Raw genomic sequence first — 19,075 nt, forward strand, 5'->3', positions numbered from 1 at the left:
ATTAGGTAGGAAAAATCCAGTAATTTTGTCGGAGCTGTCGTTGTGCTTGAAGTAACTTGTAGGCAAAGTTTCATTAATTAAGGTGCGCAGAGAAACGTCCTGCATGTATGGAGGAAAGTAATCGTAGGAAGTTTGAGGAAAGATCGAAGAAGTCACGCCGGGGGCAGCGTGCAAAACAAACGGGGAGCCTGCTGGCTCCCCGTAATCCGCGTGAATCAGCTGTTGGGCAGCAGGCGGCAGGTGATGCTCTTGATGTAGCGTGTCTCGGCGATGGCCGGGTGCACCGGGTGGTCCGGACCTTGACCGCCACGCTCCAGCAACTGAATGTTGCGATCCAGATGACGGGCGCTGGTCAGCAGGATGTTCTGCAGGTCGTCCTCGGGCAGGTGCATCGAGCACGAAGCGCTGACCAGGATGCCGTCCTTGTTGAGCAGGCGCATGGCTTGCTCGTTCAGGCGGCGGTAGGCGCCTTCGCCGTTTTTCATGTCTTTCTTGCGCTTGATGAAGGCGGGCGGGTCGGCCACGATCACGTCGAAGCGCTCTTCGCTGGCCTTCAGTTCTTTCAGGGCTTCGAAGACATCGCCTTCGATGCAGGTCATCTTGTCGGCGAAACCGTTCAGCGCCGCGTTACGCTCAACGCCGTCCAGCGCGAATGCCGAAGCGTCGACGCAGAACACTTCACTGGCGCCGAAGGCCGCCGCTTGCACACCCCAGCCACCGATGTAGCTGTAGAGGTCGAGGACGCGTTTGCCTTTGGCGTAAGGGGCGAGACGGGCGCGGTTCATACGGTGGTCGTAGAACCAGCCGGTTTTCTGCCCCTGAATCACCGGCGCTTCGAACTTCACGCCGTTTTCTTCCAGTGCAACCCATTCCGGGACCAGACCGAACACGGTTTCGACGTAGCGGTTGAGGCCTTCGGCATCGCGGGCAGCGGAGTCGTTTTTGAACAGAATGCCGCTTGGCTTGAGCACTTGGGTCAGGGCGGCGATCACGTCGTCCTTGTGCGCTTCCATGGTCGCCGAAGCGATCTGCACCACCAGAATGTCGCCAAAACGGTCGACGACCAGGCCTGGCAGCAGGTCGGAATCGCCGTAGACCAGACGGTAGAACGGCTTGTCAAACAGACGCTCGCGCAGCGACAGGGCCACGTTCAAACGGTGCACCAGCAAGGATTTGTCCAGCGCTACTTTAATGTCGCGCGACAGCAGGCGGGCACAGATCAGGTTGTTCGGGCTCATTGCGACGATGCCCAACGGCTTGCCACCGGCGGCTTCGAGGATGGCCTGATCGCCAGCGTTGAAGCCATGCAGCGGGGTGGCGGCTACATCGATTTCGTTGCTGTAGACCCACAGGTGACCGGCGCGCAGGCGACGGTCGGCGTTGGCTTTGAGGCGCAAGCTAGGCAGGGACATGACGTCGCTCCGGAAAAAAGAGCGGGAGTATAGCGTGTTGCGACTTGTGTCGGGTTTGATCGGCGATGAAACGCGGATGCCGTCTTCGCGAGCAGGCTCGCTCCCGCATGGGTATCGCTAATACCTGTGGGAGCGAGCCTGCGCGCGAAAGCGATTTCAGCGCTTACGCAGCCAATGCGTCAATCAGGGCCTGACTGAACGCCGGCACGTCGTCCGGCTGGCGGCTGCTGATCAGGTTGCCGTCCTTGACCACCTCCTGATCGACCCAGTTGGCACCGGCGTTGACCAGATCGTCCTTGACGGTTTTATAACTCGTCATGGTCTTGCCATTGACCAGTCCCGCCGAGATCAGCAGCCAGCTGCCATGGCAAATCACGGCAATCGGCTTGCCGGCCGATGCGGCGGTCTTGACCAGATGCTGGGCGTCCTGATCAATACGGATCGTGTCGGAATTCTGCACGCCGCCAGGCAGGAGTACGGCATCGTATTGATCGATGCTCACAGCCTGGAAGGTGTTGGCGACGGGAAAATCGTCCGCCGGTTTGTCGTGGTTCCAGCCTTTGACCGTACCGGTTTCTGCCGAAAGGATATCGACCTGCACGCCGGCCTGCTCCAGGGCATCCTTGGGACCGGTCATTTCGACCTGTTCGAAACCATCGGTAACCAAAATAGCCACGCGTTTGCCATTGAGGGAAGTTGCCATCGGTAAGCTCCTGAGTCTGTGGAGATTTTTCTTTCGCAATGAACCATTCAGGTCTTATGCGCCCTACAGATTCCGAAGCCTGGGCTTGAATGAAAGTTCCGACTATGTGCCCGTCGGTGTGTCGCCCCGCGGTTTCAGCGGTTAGAATCGCCGCCTGTCCCAGAGTGTGTACTTATGTCCCAAGAGCTGACCACCGAACAGATTCAACAATCGCTGCAAGGCATCAGTGTGCCGGCGCAACCGCAGATCATGGTGGATCTGCAAATGGAGCAGTACATGCCCGACCCCGACCTGGAGGTGATCGCCAAGCTGATCTCCCAGGACCCGGGCCTGTCCGGCGCGCTGCTGAAGATCGTCAATTCGCCTTATTACGGCCTGAGCAACAAGATCACCTCGATCCAGCGCGCGGTGAACCTGCTGGGCAGCCGTTCGATCATCAACCTGATCAACGCGCAGTCGATCAAGGGCGAAATGAACGACGACACCATCGTCACCCTCAACCGTTTCTGGGACACCGCTCAGGACGTGGCGATGACCTGCCTGACCCTGGCCAAGCGCATCGGCACCCAGGCTGGCGATGAAGCCTATGCGTTGGGCCTGTTCCACGATTGCGGTGTGCCGTTGATGCTGCAGCGCTTCCCCGATTACATGACCGTGCTGGAAGAGGCCTACGCCAGTGCCAGCCCGGAATGCCGTGTGGTCGACACGGAAAATCGTGTGTTCAACACCAACCACGCGGTAGTCGGTTATTACACCGCCAAGTCCTGGCGCCTGCCGGAGCATGTCAGCGCGGCCATCGCCAACCACCACAACGCCCTGGCGATTTTCAGCGACGAGTCGTCGAAGAACAGCCAGCTGAAAAACCTCCTGGCGATCCTGAAAATGGCCGAGCACATCTGCGCGTCGTACCGGGTGCTGGGCAACCAGACTGAAGACTTCGAGTGGAACGCCGTCGGCCCGCTGGTGCTCGACTACGTCGGCCTGTCGGACTACGACTTCGAAACCCTCAAGCAAACGATCCGCGACCTCGGCGCGCATTGATTCGAGGACAGCATGCCTGAGTTGCCGGAAGTCGAAACCACCCGCCGCGGCATTGCTCCGCACCTGGAAGGCCAGCGCGTCAGCCGGGTCATCGTGCGGGATCGGCGGCTGCGCTGGCCGATCCCCGAAGACCTCGACGTGCGCCTGTCGGGGCAGCGCATCGTGCTGGTCGAGCGCCGCGCCAAATACCTGTTGATCAATGCCGAAGTCGGCACGCTGATCAGCCATCTGGGCATGTCGGGCAATCTGCGCCTGGTCGAAGCCGGATTGCCGGCGCTCAAGCACGAGCACGTCGACATCGAGCTGGAGTCGGGACTGGCGCTGCGCTACACCGATCCACGGCGTTTCGGCGCGATGTTGTGGAGCAGCGATCCGCTCAATCATGAATTGCTGATTCGCCTCGGCCCGGAGCCGTTGACCGACCTGTTCGATGGAGAGCGGCTGTTTCAGCTGTCGCGCGGGCGGGCGATGGCGGTCAAGCCGTTCATCATGGATAACGCCGTGGTGGTCGGGGTCGGCAATATCTATGCGACCGAAGCGCTGTTCGCCGCCGGTATCGACCCGCGCCGAGCGGCCGGTGGAATTTCCCGAGGGCGCTATCTGAAGCTGGCGATCGAGATCAAACGCATCCTCGCTGCGGCCATCGAGCGCGGCGGCACCACGTTGCGTGATTTCATCGGCGGCGACGGGCAACCGGGGTATTTCCAGCAGGAGCTGTTTGTCTACGGGCGAGGCGGCGAGCACTGCAAGGTCTGCGGCACCGGCCTGCGCGAGGTCAAGCTCGGGCAGCGCGCCAGTGTGTTCTGCCCGCGCTGCCAGACCTGAAAAAATCCTTGGGTCTATAGTGAGGAGTCTCACTGTTCAGCCCGAAGGATCGCGCCATGAAATGCCTGCAAGTCCTCTTCGTCACACTGCTGTTGTGTTCCAGCCTGGTTGCCCGGGCCTCGGAAAACGGCAGCGGTGATCCGCGCTACACCATCCAGAACCCACCGGCCTACGCCATGCTCGGCGATCTATTGATCGCCCGGCCATTATTGGTCGTGGCCACGGTGATCGGTGCCGGAGCGTTTGTCGTGTCGTTGCCGTTCACCGCGCTGGGCGGCGGCGTCGGCGATGCCGGGCAGGCGCTGGTGGTCGACCCGGCGAAGGCGGCATTTGTGCGGTGTCTGGGGTGCACGGGGGAGGGGTTTGAGCAGCGCGAGTGAGCGGGGTTTTTGTGGTGCTGCTGATGGCCCTTTCGCGAGCAGGCTCGCTCCCACATGGGAATGCATTTCAAATGTGGGAGCGAGCCTGCTCGCGAAGAGGACCTGACAGGCGCTGAAGAATCAGGCCTTGCCGGTGATCTTGCGGTACTTCTCCATCAACTGCTCTTCAGTCTCCGGATGCGCTTCGTCCAGCGGAATGCAATCCACCGGGCAGACCTGCTGGCACTGCGGTTCGTCGTAGTGGCCGACGCACTGGGTGCACAGGTTGGGGTCGATCACGTAGATCTCTTCGCCCTGGGAGATGGCGGCGTTCGGGCACTCGGGTTCGCAGACGTCGCAATTGATGCAATCGTCGGTGATGATCAGGGACATGCTAACTCCAGCCGGGGCGGCAGGCCCGGGCGCTATAAATCAATGCGCGCAATTGTGCCGCATTGGCGCCCGCAGTGCACGCGGGCGCCGTTTGAACGGTCGTTACTTTTTGAAGCGCAGGGTCAGCGCGTCGGCCACGGCCGGGTGGACGAACTTGCTGATATCGCCGCCCAGCGCGGCAATTTCCCGCACCAGCGTCGAGGAAATGAACGAATAACGTTCCGACGGCGTGAGAAACAGACTCTCCACATCCGGCGCCAGCTGACGGTTCATGTTGGCCAGCTGAAATTCGTATTCGAAGTCCGACACCGCGCGCAAGCCACGCAGGAACACATTGGCGTTCTGCTCTTTGGCGAAATGCGCCAGCAGCGTCGAAAAGCCGACCACTTCCACGTTCGGCAAGTGCCGGGTGACTTCGCGCGCCAGTTCCACGCGTTGTTCCAGCGGGAACAGCGGGTTCTTTTTCGGGCTGGCGGCGACGGCAATGATCACATGGTCGAACAGGCGCGAGGCGCGTTCGACCAGATCGCCATGGCCCTTGGTAATAGGGTCGAAGGTACCTGGGTACAACACTCGGTTCATCGCGTCGTCCTGGCGGGAGTCCGTTGGGGAGTCGGATGGTATCGCAGCCTAACCGGTCGGCCAAGTCGCCTGTGCGGTAAGAAAGCACTATAGACGCCGGCAATCATCGGTTTTTTCATGGGTTTCTCAGCCGATCGGCGAGGGACGTCGCCAATTGCGCGGTCAGGCCATACACCGACAATTGCGGGTTGGCGCCAATACTGGTGGGGAACAGCGAGCCATCGTGAATCGACAGATTGGCCAATTGATGATGACGCCCGAGGCTGTCGGTTACCGCGCTTTTGGCATCCTCACCCATGGCGCAGCCGCCCATCACGTGGGCGCTGCCCAGGCGCGTGCGATACAGCTCAAGGCTCAGCCCGTCGATCAGGCTGCGCGCTTCGCCCAGGGTTTTCACGTAGCGGGCGTCGGCGTGCATCGGCATCACCGATTTCGCGCCGCCGGCGAACTGGATTTCCGCCATGACATGAAAGGCCCGGCGCAAACCGTCCCAGGCGTAGGGCGAAACCTGATAGTCGAGCACCGGCGAACCGTCGCCGCGCAGCTCGACCGCGCCACCCGTGCTGTCCGGATGAAAACCGTCACGCAGCAACGCGAGCATGGCGTGGGTGTGCGGCAGGTCGGCCATGTGCTGCGCATTTTCTGCGCCGAAGCCGCCGAGCAACGTCGCCGCGAGCGCTGGGTGCAGTGGCGGCACTTCGAGTTTGAAGGCCATCGGTCCGGTGGTGCCGTCCTTCCACTGGAAATGGTCAGAGTAGATCGACTGTGGCGCGCCGTAGAACGGGTTGATGACCTCATCGAAGCGCGCGGCGGACATGTTCACCGGGTGCAGAAAGGTGCGTTTGCCGAGGTTTCCGTGCGGGTCCGGCGCGTCCGAACGCAACAGCAACGCCGGGCTGTTGATGCCGCCGCCGGCCAGCACGTAATGCCGCGCCTGCACGGTGATGCGCCGACCGCTCGGCTCGACGCAGCGCTCGTCCATGGCCGCGCATTGCAGACCGGTCACCTTGTCGCCGCTGATCAGCAGTTTCTCGGCGCGCGCCAGGTACAGTAGCTCGCCACCCTTTTCCAGCGTCGCCGGAATGGTCGTGACCAGCATCGATTGCTTGGCATTGGCCGGGCAGCCCATGCCGCAATAACCGAGATTCCAGCAGCCGCGCACGTTGCGCGGGATCACATGCCAACTGTAGCCGAGCTGTTCGCAGCCTTTGCGGATCACGTCGTTATTGGCGTTCGGCGGCACCAACCATGGCGCAACACCGAGGCGCTGCTCCATTTTTTCGAACCACGGCGCCATCTCGGCCGGGCTGTGGCCTTTGACGTTGTGTTCGCGGGCCCAGTGTTCGAGGGTCGGATCGGGGGTGCGGAAGCTCGAGGTCCAGTTGATCAACGTCGTGCCGCCGACCGCGCGGCCTTGCAGGATGGTGATCGCACCGTCCTTGCTCATGCGCCCGATGCCTTCCTGATAGAGACTGCTGTAGGCCTGTGCTTCAAGCATCTTGAAGTCGGAGCTGGTTTTCAGCGGGCCTTCTTCGATCAGCAGGACTTTGTAGCCGGCCGCGCTGAGAATTTCCGCAGTGGTACCGCCGCCAGCGCCGCTGCCGATGATCGCTACGTCGGCTTCAAGGGTCAGGTCGTCGGTCAGTTGCGAACCGTTGTAGGTTTTCCAGCCGCGGGCGAGGCCTTCGCGGAAAGGATCGGGTACGGGCATCGGTCGGGCTCTCTTTTATTATTTTTGGATGCAAGGTGTGGCGACTGGCCTCTTCGCGAGCCTGCTCGCGAAGGCCGCGCCGCCGATTTCAAACGGTGGGCGGCCCCGGATAACCGCAGTGCGCCCAGGATTCCGGGCGCGTGTACCACGCCATCATCACCATCTGCTGCAGCGAGCTATGCCCCATGCGCAACAGACTTAACGAACTGTTTTCCCAGCGCTCGAGAAAGTGCCGCATGGCGTCGGCGCTGGCATTTTCCCAACTGCCCCAGATGCCGGTGAGCGGCCCGCGGGTGACGGCCATGCCCAGCACATCGAACAGTTGCCGGGTGAGCTTGAGCATTTCCGGCGACAGATGATCGAGGCTGTAGTCCAGCGACTTGAGCGTGCCATCGACCGCAGTCGGCAGCTTTTCGGCCGCGACGGCGCCGTCGAGCATCACCGGAATCAGCGCGCGCAGAAACAGCAGATCGCCGTCGCGCAGTGAGACAAAACCGTTGGCCGCGATGCTCGACGAGCAGCCACTGAGGCTGGCGCCGAGGCCAGCGGTGGCGAGGAACGCCGTGGCGCCGAGGCTGAATTTCAGCAGGCCACGGCGCGACAGCGCGGGTGTTTCAGTCAGGCTTGGGTGCATTGTTTTTATTACCCGGCGGTGACCAGCGTTTAGCGAATGAACAGTTTCTGAATCAGTTTCTGCACGGTTTTGCCGTAAGGCGGGTAGATCAGCCTGGCGGCGTTGAAACGCTGTTTGATCAGCACACCTTTGGCTTTGCTGAACGTCAGGAAACCTTCGTGACCGTGGTAATGACCCATGCCGGACGCGCCGATGCCGCCAAAAGGCATGTCGTCCTGCGCGACATGCAGCAGCGTGTCGTTGAGGCACACACCGCCGGAATGGGTTTCGTGCAGCACGCGCTGCTGTTCGCGTTTGTCGTAGCCAAAGTAGTAAAGAGCCAGAGGACGTGGGCGCTGATTGATGTAAGCAAATGCCTGCTGCAGATCGCGGTAAGGCACGATCGGTAGCAGCGGGCCGAAGATTTCGTCCTGCATCACCGTCATTTCATCGCTGACATTCAGCAGCACGCTGTGCGGCATGCGCCGGCCCTGGCCCTGTTCGAACAGCGGAATCAACAGCGCGCCCTTGCTGGTGGCATCGCTGACGTAGCCGTTGAGGCGGGCCAGCTGACGCTCGTTGATGATCGCTGTGTAGTCCGGATTGTCGGCGAGCGTCGGGTAAAAACCTTGCACGGCCTGGCGGTAGGCTTCGACGAAAGCGCCGACGCGATCTTCCGGCACCAGCACGTAATCGGGGGCAACGCAGGTCTGGCCGGCGTTCAAGGTCTTGCCGAAGGCGATGCGCTCGGCGGCGTCCTTGAGCGGCACGTCGTGCGAGACGATGGCCGGGGATTTGCCGCCCAGTTCGAGGGTCACCGGGGTGAGGTTTTCCGCCGCGGCGCGCATCACATGTTTGCCGATGCTGGTGGCGCCGGTGAACAGCAAGTGATCGAAGCGCAGGCGGGAAAATGCCACGCCGATATCGGCCTCGCCGAGGACTACGCAGACCAGATCTTCGGGGAAGATTCGCCCCAGCAGTTCCTTGAGCAGCAGCCCGGTGGCCGGGGTCGATTCGCTGAGTTTGAGCATCACCCGATTGCCCGCCGCCAGCGCGCCGACCAACGGGCCGACGGCCAGATACAACGGGTAATTCCACGGCACGATCACGCCAACCACGCCCAGCGGCTGATACACCACTTTTGCCGAAGCCGGCTGGAACGCCATGCCGACCTTGCGCCGCGAGGCTTTCATCCAGCCTTTGAGATGACGGCTGGCGTAATGAATGCCGTGCAGGCTCGGCATCAGTTCGGCGAGCAGGGTTTCATCGGCGCTGCGATGGCTGAAATCGGCGCTGATGGCGGCGATCAAGGCCTGCCGTTCGCTGCTGAGCAGATCCGCCAGTGTCTTGAGCCATTGCTGGCGCTGGGCGGCGGGCGGCATCGGATTGGCGGCGTAGGCAGAACGTTGCGCCTCGAACAACCGATCCAGCTCGGCCAGCGCGGGCTGCAGCGTTTGTAGGTAGGCAATATCGGCAGTCATGATCTGCTCCGGATTTTATTGTAGTGACGAACTTTTTAGAGTCTATGCTCTAGAAAGTCAAATGACTTCCCTGCACCGCAGTGTTTTATCCATTTCCGGTTAGGTCGTAAGATGCCCCCACACGCACCCTGAATTAAAGCTCAAGCCATGGCCCCACGAATAAAAACCAGCGAGCGTATCGTGCTCAACAGCCTCGAACTGTTCAATCAGCAGGGCGAGCGCAGTATCAGCACCAATCACATTGCCGCCCACATGGAGATTTCTCCGGGCAACCTGTACTACCACTTCCCCAACAAGCAGGCGATCATCGCCGTGCTGTTCAGTGAATACGAAAGCCTGGTCGACAGCTTTCTGCGCCCGCCGCAGGGCCGCGCAGCGACGGTCGAGGACAAGCGTTTCTATCTCAAGGAACTGCTCTCGGCGATGTGGCGCTACCGCTTTCTGCACCGTGACCTCGAACATCTGCTCGACAGCGATCCGGAGCTGGCCGCGCGTTACCGGCGTTTTTCCCAGCGCTGCGTGATTCAGGGCGCGGCGATCTACGAAGGGTTTGTCGCCGCCGGGATTCTCGACATGGACCGCGTGCAGATCGAATCCCTGACCCTCAACGCGTGGATCATCCTGACTTCGTGGGTGCGGTTTCTGTGCACCACCCGGGAAAACTCCAATCACCTCAGCGAACAAGCCATCAAGCGTGGCGTGTATCAGGTGCTGGTGCTGGAGGCCGGGTTTGTCACCGCGCAGGCGCGCGACGAGGTCAATGCGCTGTTCGAGGAGTTCTACGTGCCGCTGGCCCAGGCCCTCGAAGACGTCAAATAAGCCTTTTGTGTTGATACCCAGGAGCCCGTTATGCCGATTGCGCAACTGATCAGCCCCGTCGCACTGGACGCCCGCAAGGCGCAGCCGGGACTGGTGATTCTCGATTGTCGCTTCGCCCTCGAAGACCCCGACTACGGTCAGCGCAGCTACGCCGAAGGGCACATCGCCGAAGCGAGCTTCGCCGATCTCGAACGGGACCTGAGCGGAAAAGTCATCAAAGGCGTGAGCGGCCGTCATCCGCTGCCCGAGCCGGCGGCGCTGATCGAACGCCTGCGAGATTGGGGCATCAGCAATGACAGCGACGTTGTTCTCTACGACGACGGCCCGGGCGCCTACGCGGCACGGGCGTGGTGGTTGCTGGCATGGCTGGGCAAGCGCGACGGTGTGTTCATTCTCGACGGCGGGCTCAAGGCCTGGCATGCGGCGGGGCTGCCGCTGAGTCTGGATCCGCCGACCGTTGCCCGCGGCCATTTCAGCGGCCAGCCGGACATGAGCCTGCTGCTCAGCGCCGAGCAATTGCAGCAACGCCTGGGTCAACCGTCATTGACCTTGATCGATGCCCGCGCGCTGCCACGTTTCAAGGGTGAAGTGGAACCGATCGATCCGGTCGCCGGGCACATTCCCGGTGCGCAGTGCGCGGCGTTCACGGAGAACCTCGGCAGCGACGGGCGCTTTCTGCCGGCCGCTCAGCTCAAGCAGCGTTTTGCGGCAAAACTGGGCGATCGCTCGCCGTCGGAGTTGGTTGCCTACTGCGGCTCGGGGGTGACGGCGTGTCATAACCTGTTCGCCCTGTGCCTGGCCGGTTACCCGCTGGGTGCGCTGTATGCCGGGTCGTGGAGCGAGTGGATCAACGAGCCATCGCGAGGCATTGCCACGGGCGAATAACGCCGCAGTACCCTTGTGGGAGCGAGCCTGCTCGCGAAGGCGTCCCGTCAGTCATAAGTTTTTGACTGACACACCGCTTTCGCGAGCAGGCTCGCTCCCACAATGAGTCAACGGTTCATATCGCAAAGCCACTGCGGAATCCGTCGCTCCAGGTAATAACCGGGCTTGCGAACCGAGCCATCGACAAACCCGACATGCCCGCCGCGCGGCTGCAGCTCGAATTGCGTGCAGGCCGACAGCTCATCAGCCTGCGGCAGGCTGTGCGGGAATACGAATGGATCGTCCGCCGCCTGGATGATCAGGGTCGGCGTGCGAATCTCGCCGAGGAAATAGCGACTCGAAGCGCGCCGGTAGTAATCCTCGGCATCGTTGAAACCATGCAATGGCGCGGTCACCCGGCCATCGAAATCCCAGAACGTGCGCATGTTTTCCAGCGAACCGAGCGCCGCCAGTTTCGCCAGGCCATCCTCACGACCGTCATGCTGAAACTGCCGCTGCTTGTTCTTGATGTAGGCGACCATCTCACGCATGAAGTGCGCCTGATAAACCCTGGAAAAACCCTGGCCGATGCGGTCGGCACATTGATCGAGGCGAAACGGCACCGAGACCGCCACCGCGCCCAGCAGGCCACTGCCGCTGCCGGTCTCGCCAAGATGCTTGAGCAGAACGTTGCCACCGAGTGAGTAGCCGACCGCAAACAGCGGCGCCAGCGGGCGTTTCGCATGCAAGTGTTGGATGGTCTCGGCCAGATCTTCGCTGGCGCCGGAATGGTAGCTGCGCGGCAGCAGGTTCGGTTCGCCCGAGCAGCCACGCCAGTTCAGCGCAACGCTGGCCCAACCCTGATCAGCCAAGGCCTTTTGAATGCCCGCCACGTAAGGCGAGTTGGAAGAACCGGTCAGCCCGTGCAACACCAGCACCAACGGCGCTTCGGCGCTGTGCGGGCCGTGCCAGTCGAGGTCGAGAAAATCGCCGTCTTCCAGCCACAAGCGCTCACGCTCGCGTTCGATGTGTACGGTTTTGCGCCACAGCGGTCCCCACAAGGTCTGCAGATGCGGATTACCGAGGCCGAAGGCGGGGACGAAGCGTTCAGACGAAGGGGGCACGATGGTTCTCGATGTGCGTAGGGCAAGGGAGGAGGCTCCCTTGCCGCAGGTTGTCGCGCGCCTTCAGGTCAGGCGTCGACTGGCGTCGAACGCTGCCACAGCGCGTAGTAGACCCGACCGGATTTCTGTTCGCGGTGCAGGCGCCAGTTGCCCGGCAGGCCGAGGGTCGACGGCGCAGTTTCGCTTTCAGTGTAGATCCACGAATCGGTCGCCAGCCACTGCCGCTCTTCCAGCAGCGTGCACACCGCCGGCAGCAGGTTCTGGTTGAACGGCGGATCAAGGAACACCAGATCGAACGGCGTTGCAGTCTGGGTTTCCAGATAGCGCAAGGCGTCCGCGGTCTGCACCTGGCCGTTGGTGCAGCGCAAAGTGCCGAGGTGTTCTTTCAGGCTGGACACGGCGATGTTGCTGGCATCCAGCGCCTGGCCCATCGCCGCGCCACGGGACAGCGCTTCGAGAAACAGCGCGCCGCTGCCGGCGAACGGGTCCAGCACCTTGGCGCCTTCAACGTATGGCGCCAGCCAGTTGAACAGGGTTTCACGCACGCGATCCGGCGTCGGGCGCAGGCCCGGCGCGTCGGGGAAGCTCAGCTTGCGGCTGCGCCACTGGCCGCCAATGATGCGCAACTGGTTCACACCGTTGTGGACGTTATGCGCAGGTTTTTTAGGGGAACGAGTCGCCATTAATGCTCCGGAACCCCGAGCGGTTGCTCGGCAGGTTTATCAGATGGGGCCGGTAACGGCTTTTGCGGCACGGTCGGGCCAGCGGTGACGATGACCATTTTGTCCGTGCTCAGGTGTTTGTTCAGCGCGTCGCGCACTTGCTCGACGGTCAGGCTCTGCGACTGACGCATGAAATCGTCGAGATAACTCAGCGGCAGATTATAGAAGCCCATCGCCCCGAGCTGGCCGACGATATCGGCATTGCTCGCAGTGGACAGCGGGAAGCTGCCGGCCAGTTCGCGTTTGGCGTCGTCGAGTTCTTTCTGTGTCGGCCCGGTTTTCAGGTAATCGGCGAGTACGTCCTGGACCAGTTTCAGGGTGCCTTCGCTCATTTCCGCGCGTGTCTGCAGGTTGATCATGAACGGGCCGCGCGCCTGCATCGGGCTGAATGCCGAATACACGCCGTAGGTCAGGCCACGTTTCTCGCGCACTTCGCTCATCAGGCGTGTGCCGAAGCCGCCGCCACCGAGGATCTGATTGCCCATCGACAGCGCGGCGTAATCCGCATCGTCACGGTCGATGCCCAGTTGCGCAAGCATCAGGTTGGTCTGCTTCGACGGGAACTCGATGTGATTGACGCTGGCTTTCGGCTCCTGTGGCGCTGCAATCTTCGCCAACGCCGGACCTTTAGGCAGTGCGCCGGAAACCTGATTGGCAATCGCCTCGGCTTCGGCGCGCGACAAGTCACCGACCAGCGCAATCACCGCGTTGCCGGCGGCGTAAGCCTTGGCGTGGAAATCACGCAGCTGCGCGAGGGTGATCTTTGGCACGCTTTGCGGATTGCCGTCGCTGGAATGCGCGTACGGGTGATCGCCGTACAGGCTTTTCATCAGCTCGAGGCTGGCGAGTTTGCCGGGGTTCTGTTTCTGGTATTCGAAACCGGCAAGCATCTGGTTCTTGATGCGCGCGAACGAGTCGGCGGGGAAGGTCGGTTTGCCCACCACTTCGGCAAACAGCTTCAGTGCCGGCTCACGTTTGTCGGCCGCGCTCAGGCTGCGCAACGAGGCCAGCGCCATGTCCTTGAACGCGCCGTTGCCGAAGTCCGCGCCGAGGCCTTCAAAGCCCTGCGCGATGGCGCCGACGTCTTTGCCGGCGACGCCTTCGTTGAGCATCGCGTTGGTCAGCACTGCCAGCCCCGGCGCGTTGCCGTCCTGACTGCTGCCGGCGGCGAAGATCAGGCGCATGTCGAACATCGGCAATTCATGGGCTTCGACGAACAGCACCTTGGCGCCTTCGGCGGTGCTCCAGGTCTGCACGTCGAGCTTGCGGCTGGCCGGCGCCTTGCCGTCGAGTTCGGCCAGCGATTGCAGTTTCTGCGTGGACTTGGCGTTATCCAGCGCTTCGCTGGCATGGCTGTCAGCGCTTGGCGACAGATAAACCGCCGCCGAGCCGATCACCGCGACAGCGATCAGGCCAAGCAGCATCAGGCGTGGGGCTTTGCGCTCACTCATGAGGCGTCTCCAAAGGCAGGACGTGGGCGACGCTGAGACGTTCGCGGGTGAAATACTTTTTCGCGGCGTTCTGAATGTCTTGCGGGGTCACGCTTTCCAGGTCGGCCAGCTCGGTGTCCATCAGCTTCCACGACAGACCGACCGTTTCCAGTTGGCCGATGGCGGTGGCCTGGCTGGTGATCGAATCACGTTCGAAGACCAGGCCGGCGATCACCTGCGCACGCACGCGCTCCAGCTCTGCAGCCGACGGCGCGGTGGTTTTCAACTGCTCCAGCAGCTTCCACAACCCGGCCTCAGCCTGAGCGATGGTCTTTTTCTTCTGGGTGTTCGGGGTGGCCGACAGGGTGAACAGGCTGTCACCGCGAGTGTAGGCGTCATAGTCCGACGAGCCGCCGGAGACCAGTTCTTCACCGCGCTCGAGTTGCGTCGGGATGCGGCCGCTGTAGCCGCCATCGAGCAGCGCCGAGATCAGGCGCAAGGCATTGACCGAGCGCTTGTCTTCAGCGGTGGCGATGCTGGGAACGTTGAAGCCGAGCATCAGGCTGGGCAGTTGTGTCTGCACGCGCAGGGTGATCTGGCGCTCGCCCGGTTCGGCCAGTTCCAGCGGCTTTTTCGCCGGCGGCACGTCGCGCTTGGCGATCGGCCCGAAATAACGCTGGGCGAGGGTTTTCACTTCGTCCGGGGTGACGTCGCCGACCACCACCAGCGTGGCATTGTTCGGCACGTACCAGGACTGATACCAGTGGCGCAGCTCTTCGACCTTCATGCGGTCGAGGTCAGCCATCCAGCCGATGGTCGGCGTGTGATAGCCGCTCGCCGGGTAGGCCATCGCCTTGTAGCGCTCGTAAGCCTTGGACATCGGCTTGTCATCGGTGCGCAGGCGGCGTTCTTCCTTGATGACTTCGATTTCCTTGGCGAACTCATCGGCCGGCAGGCGCAGGTTGGCCATGCGATCGGCTTCCAGTTCAAAGGCTACGCCCAGACGGTCGCGTGCCAGTACCTGGTAGTACGCGGTGAAGTCGTCACTGGTGAAAGCATTCTCTTCGGCGCCCAGGTCACGGAGGATCAGCGAGGCTTCGCCGGGGCCGACTTTCTCGCTGCCCTTGAACATCATGTGCTCGAGCGCGTGAGACAGACCGGTCTGGCCCGGGGTTTCGTAGCTGGAGCCGACCTTGTACCAGACCTGCGAGACCACCACCGGCGCGCGATGGTCTTCGCGCACGACGACCTTGAGGCCGTTGTCGAGGGTGAATTCGTGGGTTGGTTGCGGGTCGGCCGCCAGGGCCGAAAGGGGCAGGCAGACTGTGCAAAGCAGCAGGCCTGCAGCGCGGCGGGCTAGAGCATTCATTCGTTTTTTAACCTGTTGGGCTGCCTGCTTCGTCTTAGCGTCAGCGGGCGAGAGGGTGCTAGGATACTGATCCGTTTTACCGGCGACCACGCCTATCAGGCTTCAACGTTTGATAAGGCTGTATAGGTTTGCGGCGCAAAGCTGTGTTTTTCCCACTAAACTCCGCGTTTTCGCCGATCTTTGCCGGTTTAAACCATCGTAAAAACGATCCTTGAGGTGCCTGTAGCGCCTCGACAAAATGTTGCGCGTGAACAAGCTGGGTGAAACACAGTCTGTTCTGCATCGAATATTTATTTGCCGGGGCGCCCTTATGGCGCGTCGCTACCGTGAGATAGCCGTCCTCCATGTTTGGTTCCAACGACGACAAGAAGAGCCCAGCTGCGGCTGGCGAGAAGAAAAGCCTGTTCGGATGGCTGCGGAAAAAACCGCAGGAACCCGTCGTCGAACAGCCGCCTGCGATTGCTGAGCCTGCCCCAGCGCCAGCACCTGTCATAGAAGAAGAGCCGGCGCCGATTGTGCTGCCGATCGCTGAACCCGTGCTGCAACCGGAGGCTGAAGCCGAGCCTGAAGCGCCGGCCGCTGCCGAACTGCCGCTGACGCCGGCCGCCGAACCGTGGCTGACCTTGCCGGTGGCGGAAGAACCGGTGGCCTTCGTTGAAGAGGCAGCGCCGCATGTGACGCCGGCGATTCCGGAAATGGTTGTGGCACCTGCTGTCGAGCCCGAGCCTGTGGTGGAAGCGGTCATCGAGCCGGCGCCGGTTGTTCCTGCTCCAGTGGCACCGATCACTCAAGCGCCCGAGCCCGAGCCCGAGCCTGCACCTGCACCTGCGCCTGCAACAGTGCCTGCGCCGGTTGTCGCTGCGCCAGTCGTGCCGGCTGAAGCACCTGCCGAGCCTCCTGTAGAAGCCCCGCGCACCGAAGAAACCAAAGCCGGTTTCTTCGCCCGCCTCAAGCAAGGCCTGTCGAAGACCAGCGCCAGCATCGGCGAAGGCATGGCCAGCCTGTTCCTCGGGCGTAAAACCATCGATGACGATTTGCTCGATGACCTCGAAACCCGTCTGCTCACCGCCGACGTCGGCGTCGAAGCCACCACCCAGATCATCCAGCGCCTGACCCAGAAGGTCGCTCGCAAGGAGCTGGCCGACGCCGATGCGCTGTACAAGTCGCTGCAGGCTGAACTGGCCGCCATGCTTAAACCGGTCGAACAACCGCTGAAGATCGTCTCGCAGAACAAGCCATTCGTGATTCTGGTGGTCGGCGTCAACGGCGCCGGCAAAACCACCACCATCGGCAAACTGGCGAAGAAGCTGCAACTGGAAGGCAAGAAAGTCATGCTCGCCGCCGGTGACACCTTCCGTGCCGCAGCAGTCGAGCAGTTGCAGGTCTGGGGCGAGCGCAACAAGATTCCGGTGATTGCCCAGCACACCGGTGCCGATTCGGCTTCGGTGATCTTCGACGCCGTGCAGGCCGCCAAAGCCCGTGGCATCGATGTGTTGATCGCTGACACCGCCGGTCGTCTGCACACCAAAGACAACCTGATGGAAGAGCTGAAAAAGGTCCGCCGGGTCATCGGCAAGCTCGACGCCGACGCACCACACGAAGTGCTGCTGGTGCTCGACGCTGGCACCGGGCAGAACGCGATCAACCAGGCCAAGCAATTCAACCAGACCGTCGAACTGACCGGCCTGGCGCTGACCAAGCTCGATGGCACCGCCAAGGGCGGGGTGATCTTCGCCCTTGCCAAGCAGTTCGGTCTGCCGATCCGCTACATCGGCGTCGGTGAAGGCATCGATGACTTGCGTACTTTTGAAGCCGAACCCTTTGTCCAGGCATTGTTTGCCGAGCGGGAGCGTTCATGATTCGTTTCGAACAGGTCGGTAAACGCTACCCGAACGGTCACGTCGGCTTGCATGAGCTGAGCTTTCGAGTGCGTCGTGGCGAGTTCTTGTTTGTCACTGGCCACTCCGGCGCCGGTAAATCCACGCTGTTGCGCCTGTTGCTGGCGATGGAGCGGCCGACCAGTGGCAAGCTGCTGCTCGCCGGGCAGGACCTGAGCACCATCAGCAACGCGCAGATTCCGTTTCTGCGCCGGCAGATCGGTGTGGTGTTCCAGAATCACCAGTTGCTGTTCGATCGCACGGTGTTCAACAACGTCGCCTTGCCGTTGCAGATCCTTGGCCTGTCCAAGGTTGAAATCGCCAAGCGTGTCGACTCGGCGCTGGAGCGCGTGGCGCTGTCGGATAAAGCTGACCTGTATCCCGGCGACCTGTCCACCGGTCAGCAACAGCGCGTCGGCATTGCCCGCGCCATCGTCCATCGCCCGGCCTTGCTGCTGGCGGACGAACCGACCGGTAACCTCGACCCGCGTCTGGCGGCGGAAATCATGGGCGTGTTCGAAGACATCAACCGTTTGGGCACCAGCGTGCTGATCGCCAGCCACGACCTGGCACTGATTGCGCGCATGCGTCACCGCATGCTCACACTGCAACGCGGCCGCTTGATTGGCGACGGGGAGGCCGGAGTATGAGTGCGACACGCAGCCCGAAGGTTTCCGAACGCGTGGCGCCGAAAGCCGCCGATCCGCAGCCGCCGAAAAAAAAAAAACACGACGATGACGATGGCCCTGACTTCGCCACGCTGTTCCGCGCCTGGATTGAAAGTCACCGCGCCAGCCTGCTCGACAGCCTGCGCCGTTTGGGCAAACAGCCGATCGGCAGCTTCTTCACCTGCATGGTGATGGCCGTGGCGTTGAGTTTGCCGATGGGCCTGTCGCTGCTGCTGAACAATGTCGAACGTCTCGGCGGTTCCTGGCAGCGTGCGGCGCAGATCTCGCTGTACCTGCAACTCGACGCGACGCCGGAGCAGGGCGAGTCGTTGCGCGAGCAGATCAAAGGCATGCCCGGCGTCGCTGATGCTGAATATGTCGGCCGCGATCAGGCGCTCGAGGAATTCCAGCAGCAGTCCGGCCTCGGCGAAGCCTTGCGTGAACTGCCGGAGAACCCGTTGCCCGGTGTGGTGCTGGTGACACCGAACGAAGTCGACAAGCCGACACTCGAAGCATTAAGACAAAAACTTTCCGAGCTGCCCAAGGTACAACAGGCGCAACTTGATCTAGTCTGGGTCGAGCGTCTGGCCGCCATCCTCAAGCTGGGCGACCGCTTTGTCTTCGGTCTGACAGTGCTTTTGGTGTCTGCATTACTTTTGGTGATAGGCAATACCATTCGTCTTCATATTGAAAACCGCCGCACCGAGATAGAAGTGATTAAACTCGTCGGCGGCACTGACAGTTATGTGCGTCGCCCTTTCCTTTATATGGGCGCGTTGTATGGCTTCGGTGCAGGGCTGTTGTCCTGGGGTGTATTGGCGTTCGGCCTGAACTGGCTGAACGATGCGGTGGTTGGACTGGCCGGCTTGTACGGCAGTGATTTCGCCCTGGCCGGCGTGCCAGTGGCCGACGGTCTGTCGCTCTTGCTTGGCGCGGTGCTGTTGGGTTATATCGGTGCATGGATTGCAGTCGCACGTCATCTCAGGGAGCTGGCGCCGAAGTAGAATCTTTTTTGCGCGTGATTGACCTTGCGGTTTTTATGGGAACTTGTACCTGAGTTCCCGGTCAATTTTTCGCAGTGC

At 61.8% G+C, this 19,075-nt stretch carries 20 protein-coding genes; 8 read left to right on the plus strand and 12 right to left on the minus strand.

Features of this window, described 5'->3' with window-relative positions; genetic code table 11:
- Positions 1-215 precede the first annotated feature (215 nt).
- Positions 216-1,412 (minus strand): class I SAM-dependent rRNA methyltransferase, encoded by a 1,197-nt coding sequence (locus M0746_RS27295; protein ID WP_093429813.1) that lies wholly within the window; start codon positions 1,410-1,412, stop codon positions 216-218.
- Positions 1,413-1,575: 163 nt separating this feature from the next.
- The gene (locus tag M0746_RS27300) at positions 1,576-2,115 is read right to left on the minus strand and encodes a type 1 glutamine amidotransferase domain-containing protein (RefSeq protein ID WP_208939386.1); all 540 of its coding nucleotides are present in this window, start codon (positions 2,113-2,115) and stop codon (positions 1,576-1,578) included.
- Positions 2,116-2,343: 228 nt separating this feature from the next.
- Between M0746_RS27300 and M0746_RS27305 the strand changes: the two genes are divergently transcribed.
- Genes M0746_RS27305 through M0746_RS27315 form a run of 3 tightly spaced genes read left to right on the plus strand, consistent with a single transcriptional unit; the run spans position 2,344 to position 4,361 of the window.
- Positions 2,344-3,156, plus strand: coding sequence for an HDOD domain-containing protein (locus M0746_RS27305; protein WP_208941026.1), 813 nt, complete (start codon positions 2,344-2,346; stop codon positions 3,154-3,156).
- Positions 3,157-3,168: 12 nt separating this feature from the next.
- Positions 3,169-3,981 carry a bifunctional DNA-formamidopyrimidine glycosylase/DNA-(apurinic or apyrimidinic site) lyase gene (mutM, locus tag M0746_RS27310; RefSeq protein WP_090287192.1) on the plus strand — a complete coding sequence of 271 codons (813 nt, stop codon included), beginning with the start codon at positions 3,169-3,171 and terminating at the stop codon, positions 3,979-3,981.
- 56 nt (positions 3,982-4,037) lie between these two features.
- A complete protein-coding gene (locus M0746_RS27315; RefSeq protein ID WP_258451259.1) occupies positions 4,038-4,361 on the plus strand; it encodes a multidrug transporter in 324 nt (107 codons plus the stop codon).
- Positions 4,362-4,481: 120 nt separating this feature from the next.
- Here M0746_RS27315 and M0746_RS27320 read toward each other — a convergent pair whose 3' ends face one another.
- The 5 genes from M0746_RS27320 to M0746_RS27340 all read right to left on the minus strand — a co-directional run bounded on the left by M0746_RS27320 (position 4,482) and on the right by M0746_RS27340 (position 9,120).
- On the minus strand, positions 4,482-4,733 hold the full coding sequence (locus tag M0746_RS27320) for a YfhL family 4Fe-4S dicluster ferredoxin (RefSeq protein ID WP_003195146.1): 252 nt from the start codon (positions 4,731-4,733) through the stop codon (positions 4,482-4,484).
- 102 nt (positions 4,734-4,835) lie between these two features.
- Positions 4,836-5,315 (minus strand): pantetheine-phosphate adenylyltransferase, encoded by a 480-nt coding sequence (gene coaD, locus M0746_RS27325; RefSeq protein WP_042606545.1) that lies wholly within the window; start codon positions 5,313-5,315, stop codon positions 4,836-4,838.
- Positions 5,316-5,430: 115 nt separating this feature from the next.
- Positions 5,431-7,026: a GMC family oxidoreductase gene (locus M0746_RS27330; RefSeq protein WP_258451260.1), complete on the minus strand. Its 1,596-nt coding sequence runs from the start codon at positions 7,024-7,026 to the stop codon at positions 5,431-5,433.
- Positions 7,027-7,114: 88 nt separating this feature from the next.
- Positions 7,115-7,660 (minus strand): twin-arginine translocation pathway signal protein, encoded by a 546-nt coding sequence (locus M0746_RS27335; protein ID WP_258451261.1) that lies wholly within the window; start codon positions 7,658-7,660, stop codon positions 7,115-7,117.
- A gap of 29 nt (positions 7,661-7,689) precedes the next feature.
- Positions 7,690-9,120 (minus strand): coniferyl aldehyde dehydrogenase, encoded by a 1,431-nt coding sequence (locus tag M0746_RS27340; RefSeq protein ID WP_258451262.1) that lies wholly within the window; start codon positions 9,118-9,120, stop codon positions 7,690-7,692.
- Between the two features lie 147 nt (positions 9,121-9,267).
- On the opposite strand from M0746_RS27340, the gene M0746_RS27345 reads away from it, so the two are divergent.
- Both M0746_RS27345 and M0746_RS27350 read left to right on the plus strand, forming a co-directional pair.
- Positions 9,268-9,939 (plus strand): TetR/AcrR family transcriptional regulator, encoded by a 672-nt coding sequence (locus tag M0746_RS27345; protein ID WP_122596593.1) that lies wholly within the window; start codon positions 9,268-9,270, stop codon positions 9,937-9,939.
- A 30-nt stretch (positions 9,940-9,969) separates the two neighbouring features.
- Positions 9,970-10,824, plus strand: a complete 855-nt coding sequence (locus tag M0746_RS27350) for a sulfurtransferase (RefSeq protein WP_258451263.1) — start codon at positions 9,970-9,972, stop codon at positions 10,822-10,824.
- Between the two features lie 107 nt (positions 10,825-10,931).
- On the opposite strand, the gene M0746_RS27355 is transcribed toward M0746_RS27350, so the two are convergent.
- From M0746_RS27355 to M0746_RS27375, 5 genes are all read right to left on the minus strand, one after another.
- A complete protein-coding gene (locus tag M0746_RS27355; RefSeq protein WP_258451264.1) occupies positions 10,932-11,927 on the minus strand; it encodes a hydrolase in 996 nt (331 codons plus the stop codon).
- A gap of 68 nt (positions 11,928-11,995) precedes the next feature.
- The gene (gene rsmD, locus M0746_RS27360) at positions 11,996-12,610 is read right to left on the minus strand and encodes a 16S rRNA (guanine(966)-N(2))-methyltransferase RsmD (protein ID WP_258451265.1); all 615 of its coding nucleotides are present in this window, start codon (positions 12,608-12,610) and stop codon (positions 11,996-11,998) included.
- Entirely contained in the window at positions 12,610-14,100 is a 1,491-nt protein-coding gene (locus M0746_RS27365; RefSeq protein WP_258451266.1) for a M16 family metallopeptidase, read from the minus strand. The genes rsmD and M0746_RS27365 overlap by 1 nt, the downstream gene beginning before the upstream one ends.
- Positions 14,093-15,448, minus strand: a complete 1,356-nt coding sequence (locus tag M0746_RS27370) for a M16 family metallopeptidase (RefSeq protein WP_208939396.1) — start codon at positions 15,446-15,448, stop codon at positions 14,093-14,095. Before M0746_RS27370 ends, M0746_RS27365 begins: the two co-directional genes overlap by 8 nt.
- A 76-nt stretch (positions 15,449-15,524) precedes the next feature.
- Positions 15,525-15,794, minus strand: a complete 270-nt coding sequence (locus M0746_RS27375; RefSeq protein ID WP_208939397.1) for a hypothetical protein — start codon at positions 15,792-15,794, stop codon at positions 15,525-15,527.
- Between M0746_RS27375 and ftsY the strand changes: the two genes are divergently transcribed.
- Genes ftsY through ftsX form a run of 3 tightly spaced genes read left to right on the plus strand, consistent with a single transcriptional unit; the run spans position 15,793 to position 18,997 of the window.
- Entirely contained in the window at positions 15,793-17,307 is a 1,515-nt protein-coding gene (ftsY, locus tag M0746_RS27380) for a signal recognition particle-docking protein FtsY (RefSeq protein WP_258451267.1), read from the plus strand. The two genes, M0746_RS27375 and ftsY, sit on opposite strands and share 2 nt — an antisense overlap.
- Positions 17,304-17,975 carry a cell division ATP-binding protein FtsE gene (ftsE, locus tag M0746_RS27385; protein WP_064380087.1) on the plus strand — a complete coding sequence of 224 codons (672 nt, stop codon included), beginning with the start codon at positions 17,304-17,306 and terminating at the stop codon, positions 17,973-17,975. The genes ftsY and ftsE overlap by 4 nt, the downstream gene beginning before the upstream one ends.
- Positions 17,972-18,997, plus strand: a complete 1,026-nt coding sequence (gene ftsX / locus M0746_RS27390) for a permease-like cell division protein FtsX (protein WP_093097439.1) — start codon at positions 17,972-17,974, stop codon at positions 18,995-18,997. Before ftsE ends, ftsX begins: the two co-directional genes overlap by 4 nt.
- The last annotated feature ends 78 nt before the right edge of the window (positions 18,998-19,075 follow it).

This window comes from Pseudomonas sp. S11P7 (assembly GCF_023195435.1).
Classification (GTDB): domain Bacteria; phylum Pseudomonadota; class Gammaproteobacteria; order Pseudomonadales; family Pseudomonadaceae; genus Aquipseudomonas; species Aquipseudomonas fluorescens_G.

Excerpts from the sequence above, each read along its gene's own strand:
- M0746_RS27295 (WP_093429813.1), bottom strand. The coding sequence starts at position 1,412 with ATGTCCCTGCCTAGCTTGCGCCTCAAAGCCAACGCCGACCGTCGCCTG.
- ftsY (WP_258451267.1), top strand. The coding sequence starts at position 15,793 with ATGTTTGGTTCCAACGACGACAAGAAGAGCCCAGCTGCGGCTGGCGAG.
- M0746_RS27300 (WP_208939386.1), bottom strand. The coding sequence starts at position 2,115 with ATGGCAACTTCCCTCAATGGCAAACGCGTGGCTATTTTGGTTACCGAT.
- coaD (WP_042606545.1), bottom strand. The coding sequence starts at position 5,315 with ATGAACCGAGTGTTGTACCCAGGTACCTTCGACCCTATTACCAAGGGC.
- M0746_RS27340 (WP_258451262.1), bottom strand. The coding sequence starts at position 9,120 with ATGACTGCCGATATTGCCTACCTACAAACGCTGCAGCCCGCGCTGGCC.
- mutM (WP_090287192.1), top strand. The coding sequence starts at position 3,169 with ATGCCTGAGTTGCCGGAAGTCGAAACCACCCGCCGCGGCATTGCTCCG.
- rsmD (WP_258451265.1), bottom strand. The coding sequence starts at position 12,610 with ATGGCGACTCGTTCCCCTAAAAAACCTGCGCATAACGTCCACAACGGT.
- M0746_RS27365 (WP_258451266.1), bottom strand. The coding sequence starts at position 14,100 with ATGAGTGAGCGCAAAGCCCCACGCCTGATGCTGCTTGGCCTGATCGCT.
- M0746_RS27350 (WP_258451263.1), top strand. The coding sequence starts at position 9,970 with ATGCCGATTGCGCAACTGATCAGCCCCGTCGCACTGGACGCCCGCAAG.
- M0746_RS27375 (WP_208939397.1), bottom strand. The coding sequence starts at position 15,794 with ATGGAGGACGGCTATCTCACGGTAGCGACGCGCCATAAGGGCGCCCCG.
- M0746_RS27315 (WP_258451259.1), top strand. The coding sequence starts at position 4,038 with ATGAAATGCCTGCAAGTCCTCTTCGTCACACTGCTGTTGTGTTCCAGC.
- ftsX (WP_093097439.1), top strand. The coding sequence starts at position 17,972 with ATGAGTGCGACACGCAGCCCGAAGGTTTCCGAACGCGTGGCGCCGAAA.
- ftsE (WP_064380087.1), top strand. The coding sequence starts at position 17,304 with ATGATTCGTTTCGAACAGGTCGGTAAACGCTACCCGAACGGTCACGTC.
- M0746_RS27370 (WP_208939396.1), bottom strand. The coding sequence starts at position 15,448 with ATGAATGCTCTAGCCCGCCGCGCTGCAGGCCTGCTGCTTTGCACAGTC.
- M0746_RS27335 (WP_258451261.1), bottom strand. The coding sequence starts at position 7,660 with ATGCACCCAAGCCTGACTGAAACACCCGCGCTGTCGCGCCGTGGCCTG.
- M0746_RS27330 (WP_258451260.1), bottom strand. The coding sequence starts at position 7,026 with ATGCCCGTACCCGATCCTTTCCGCGAAGGCCTCGCCCGCGGCTGGAAA.
- M0746_RS27345 (WP_122596593.1), top strand. The coding sequence starts at position 9,268 with ATGGCCCCACGAATAAAAACCAGCGAGCGTATCGTGCTCAACAGCCTC.
- M0746_RS27320 (WP_003195146.1), bottom strand. The coding sequence starts at position 4,733 with ATGTCCCTGATCATCACCGACGATTGCATCAATTGCGACGTCTGCGAA.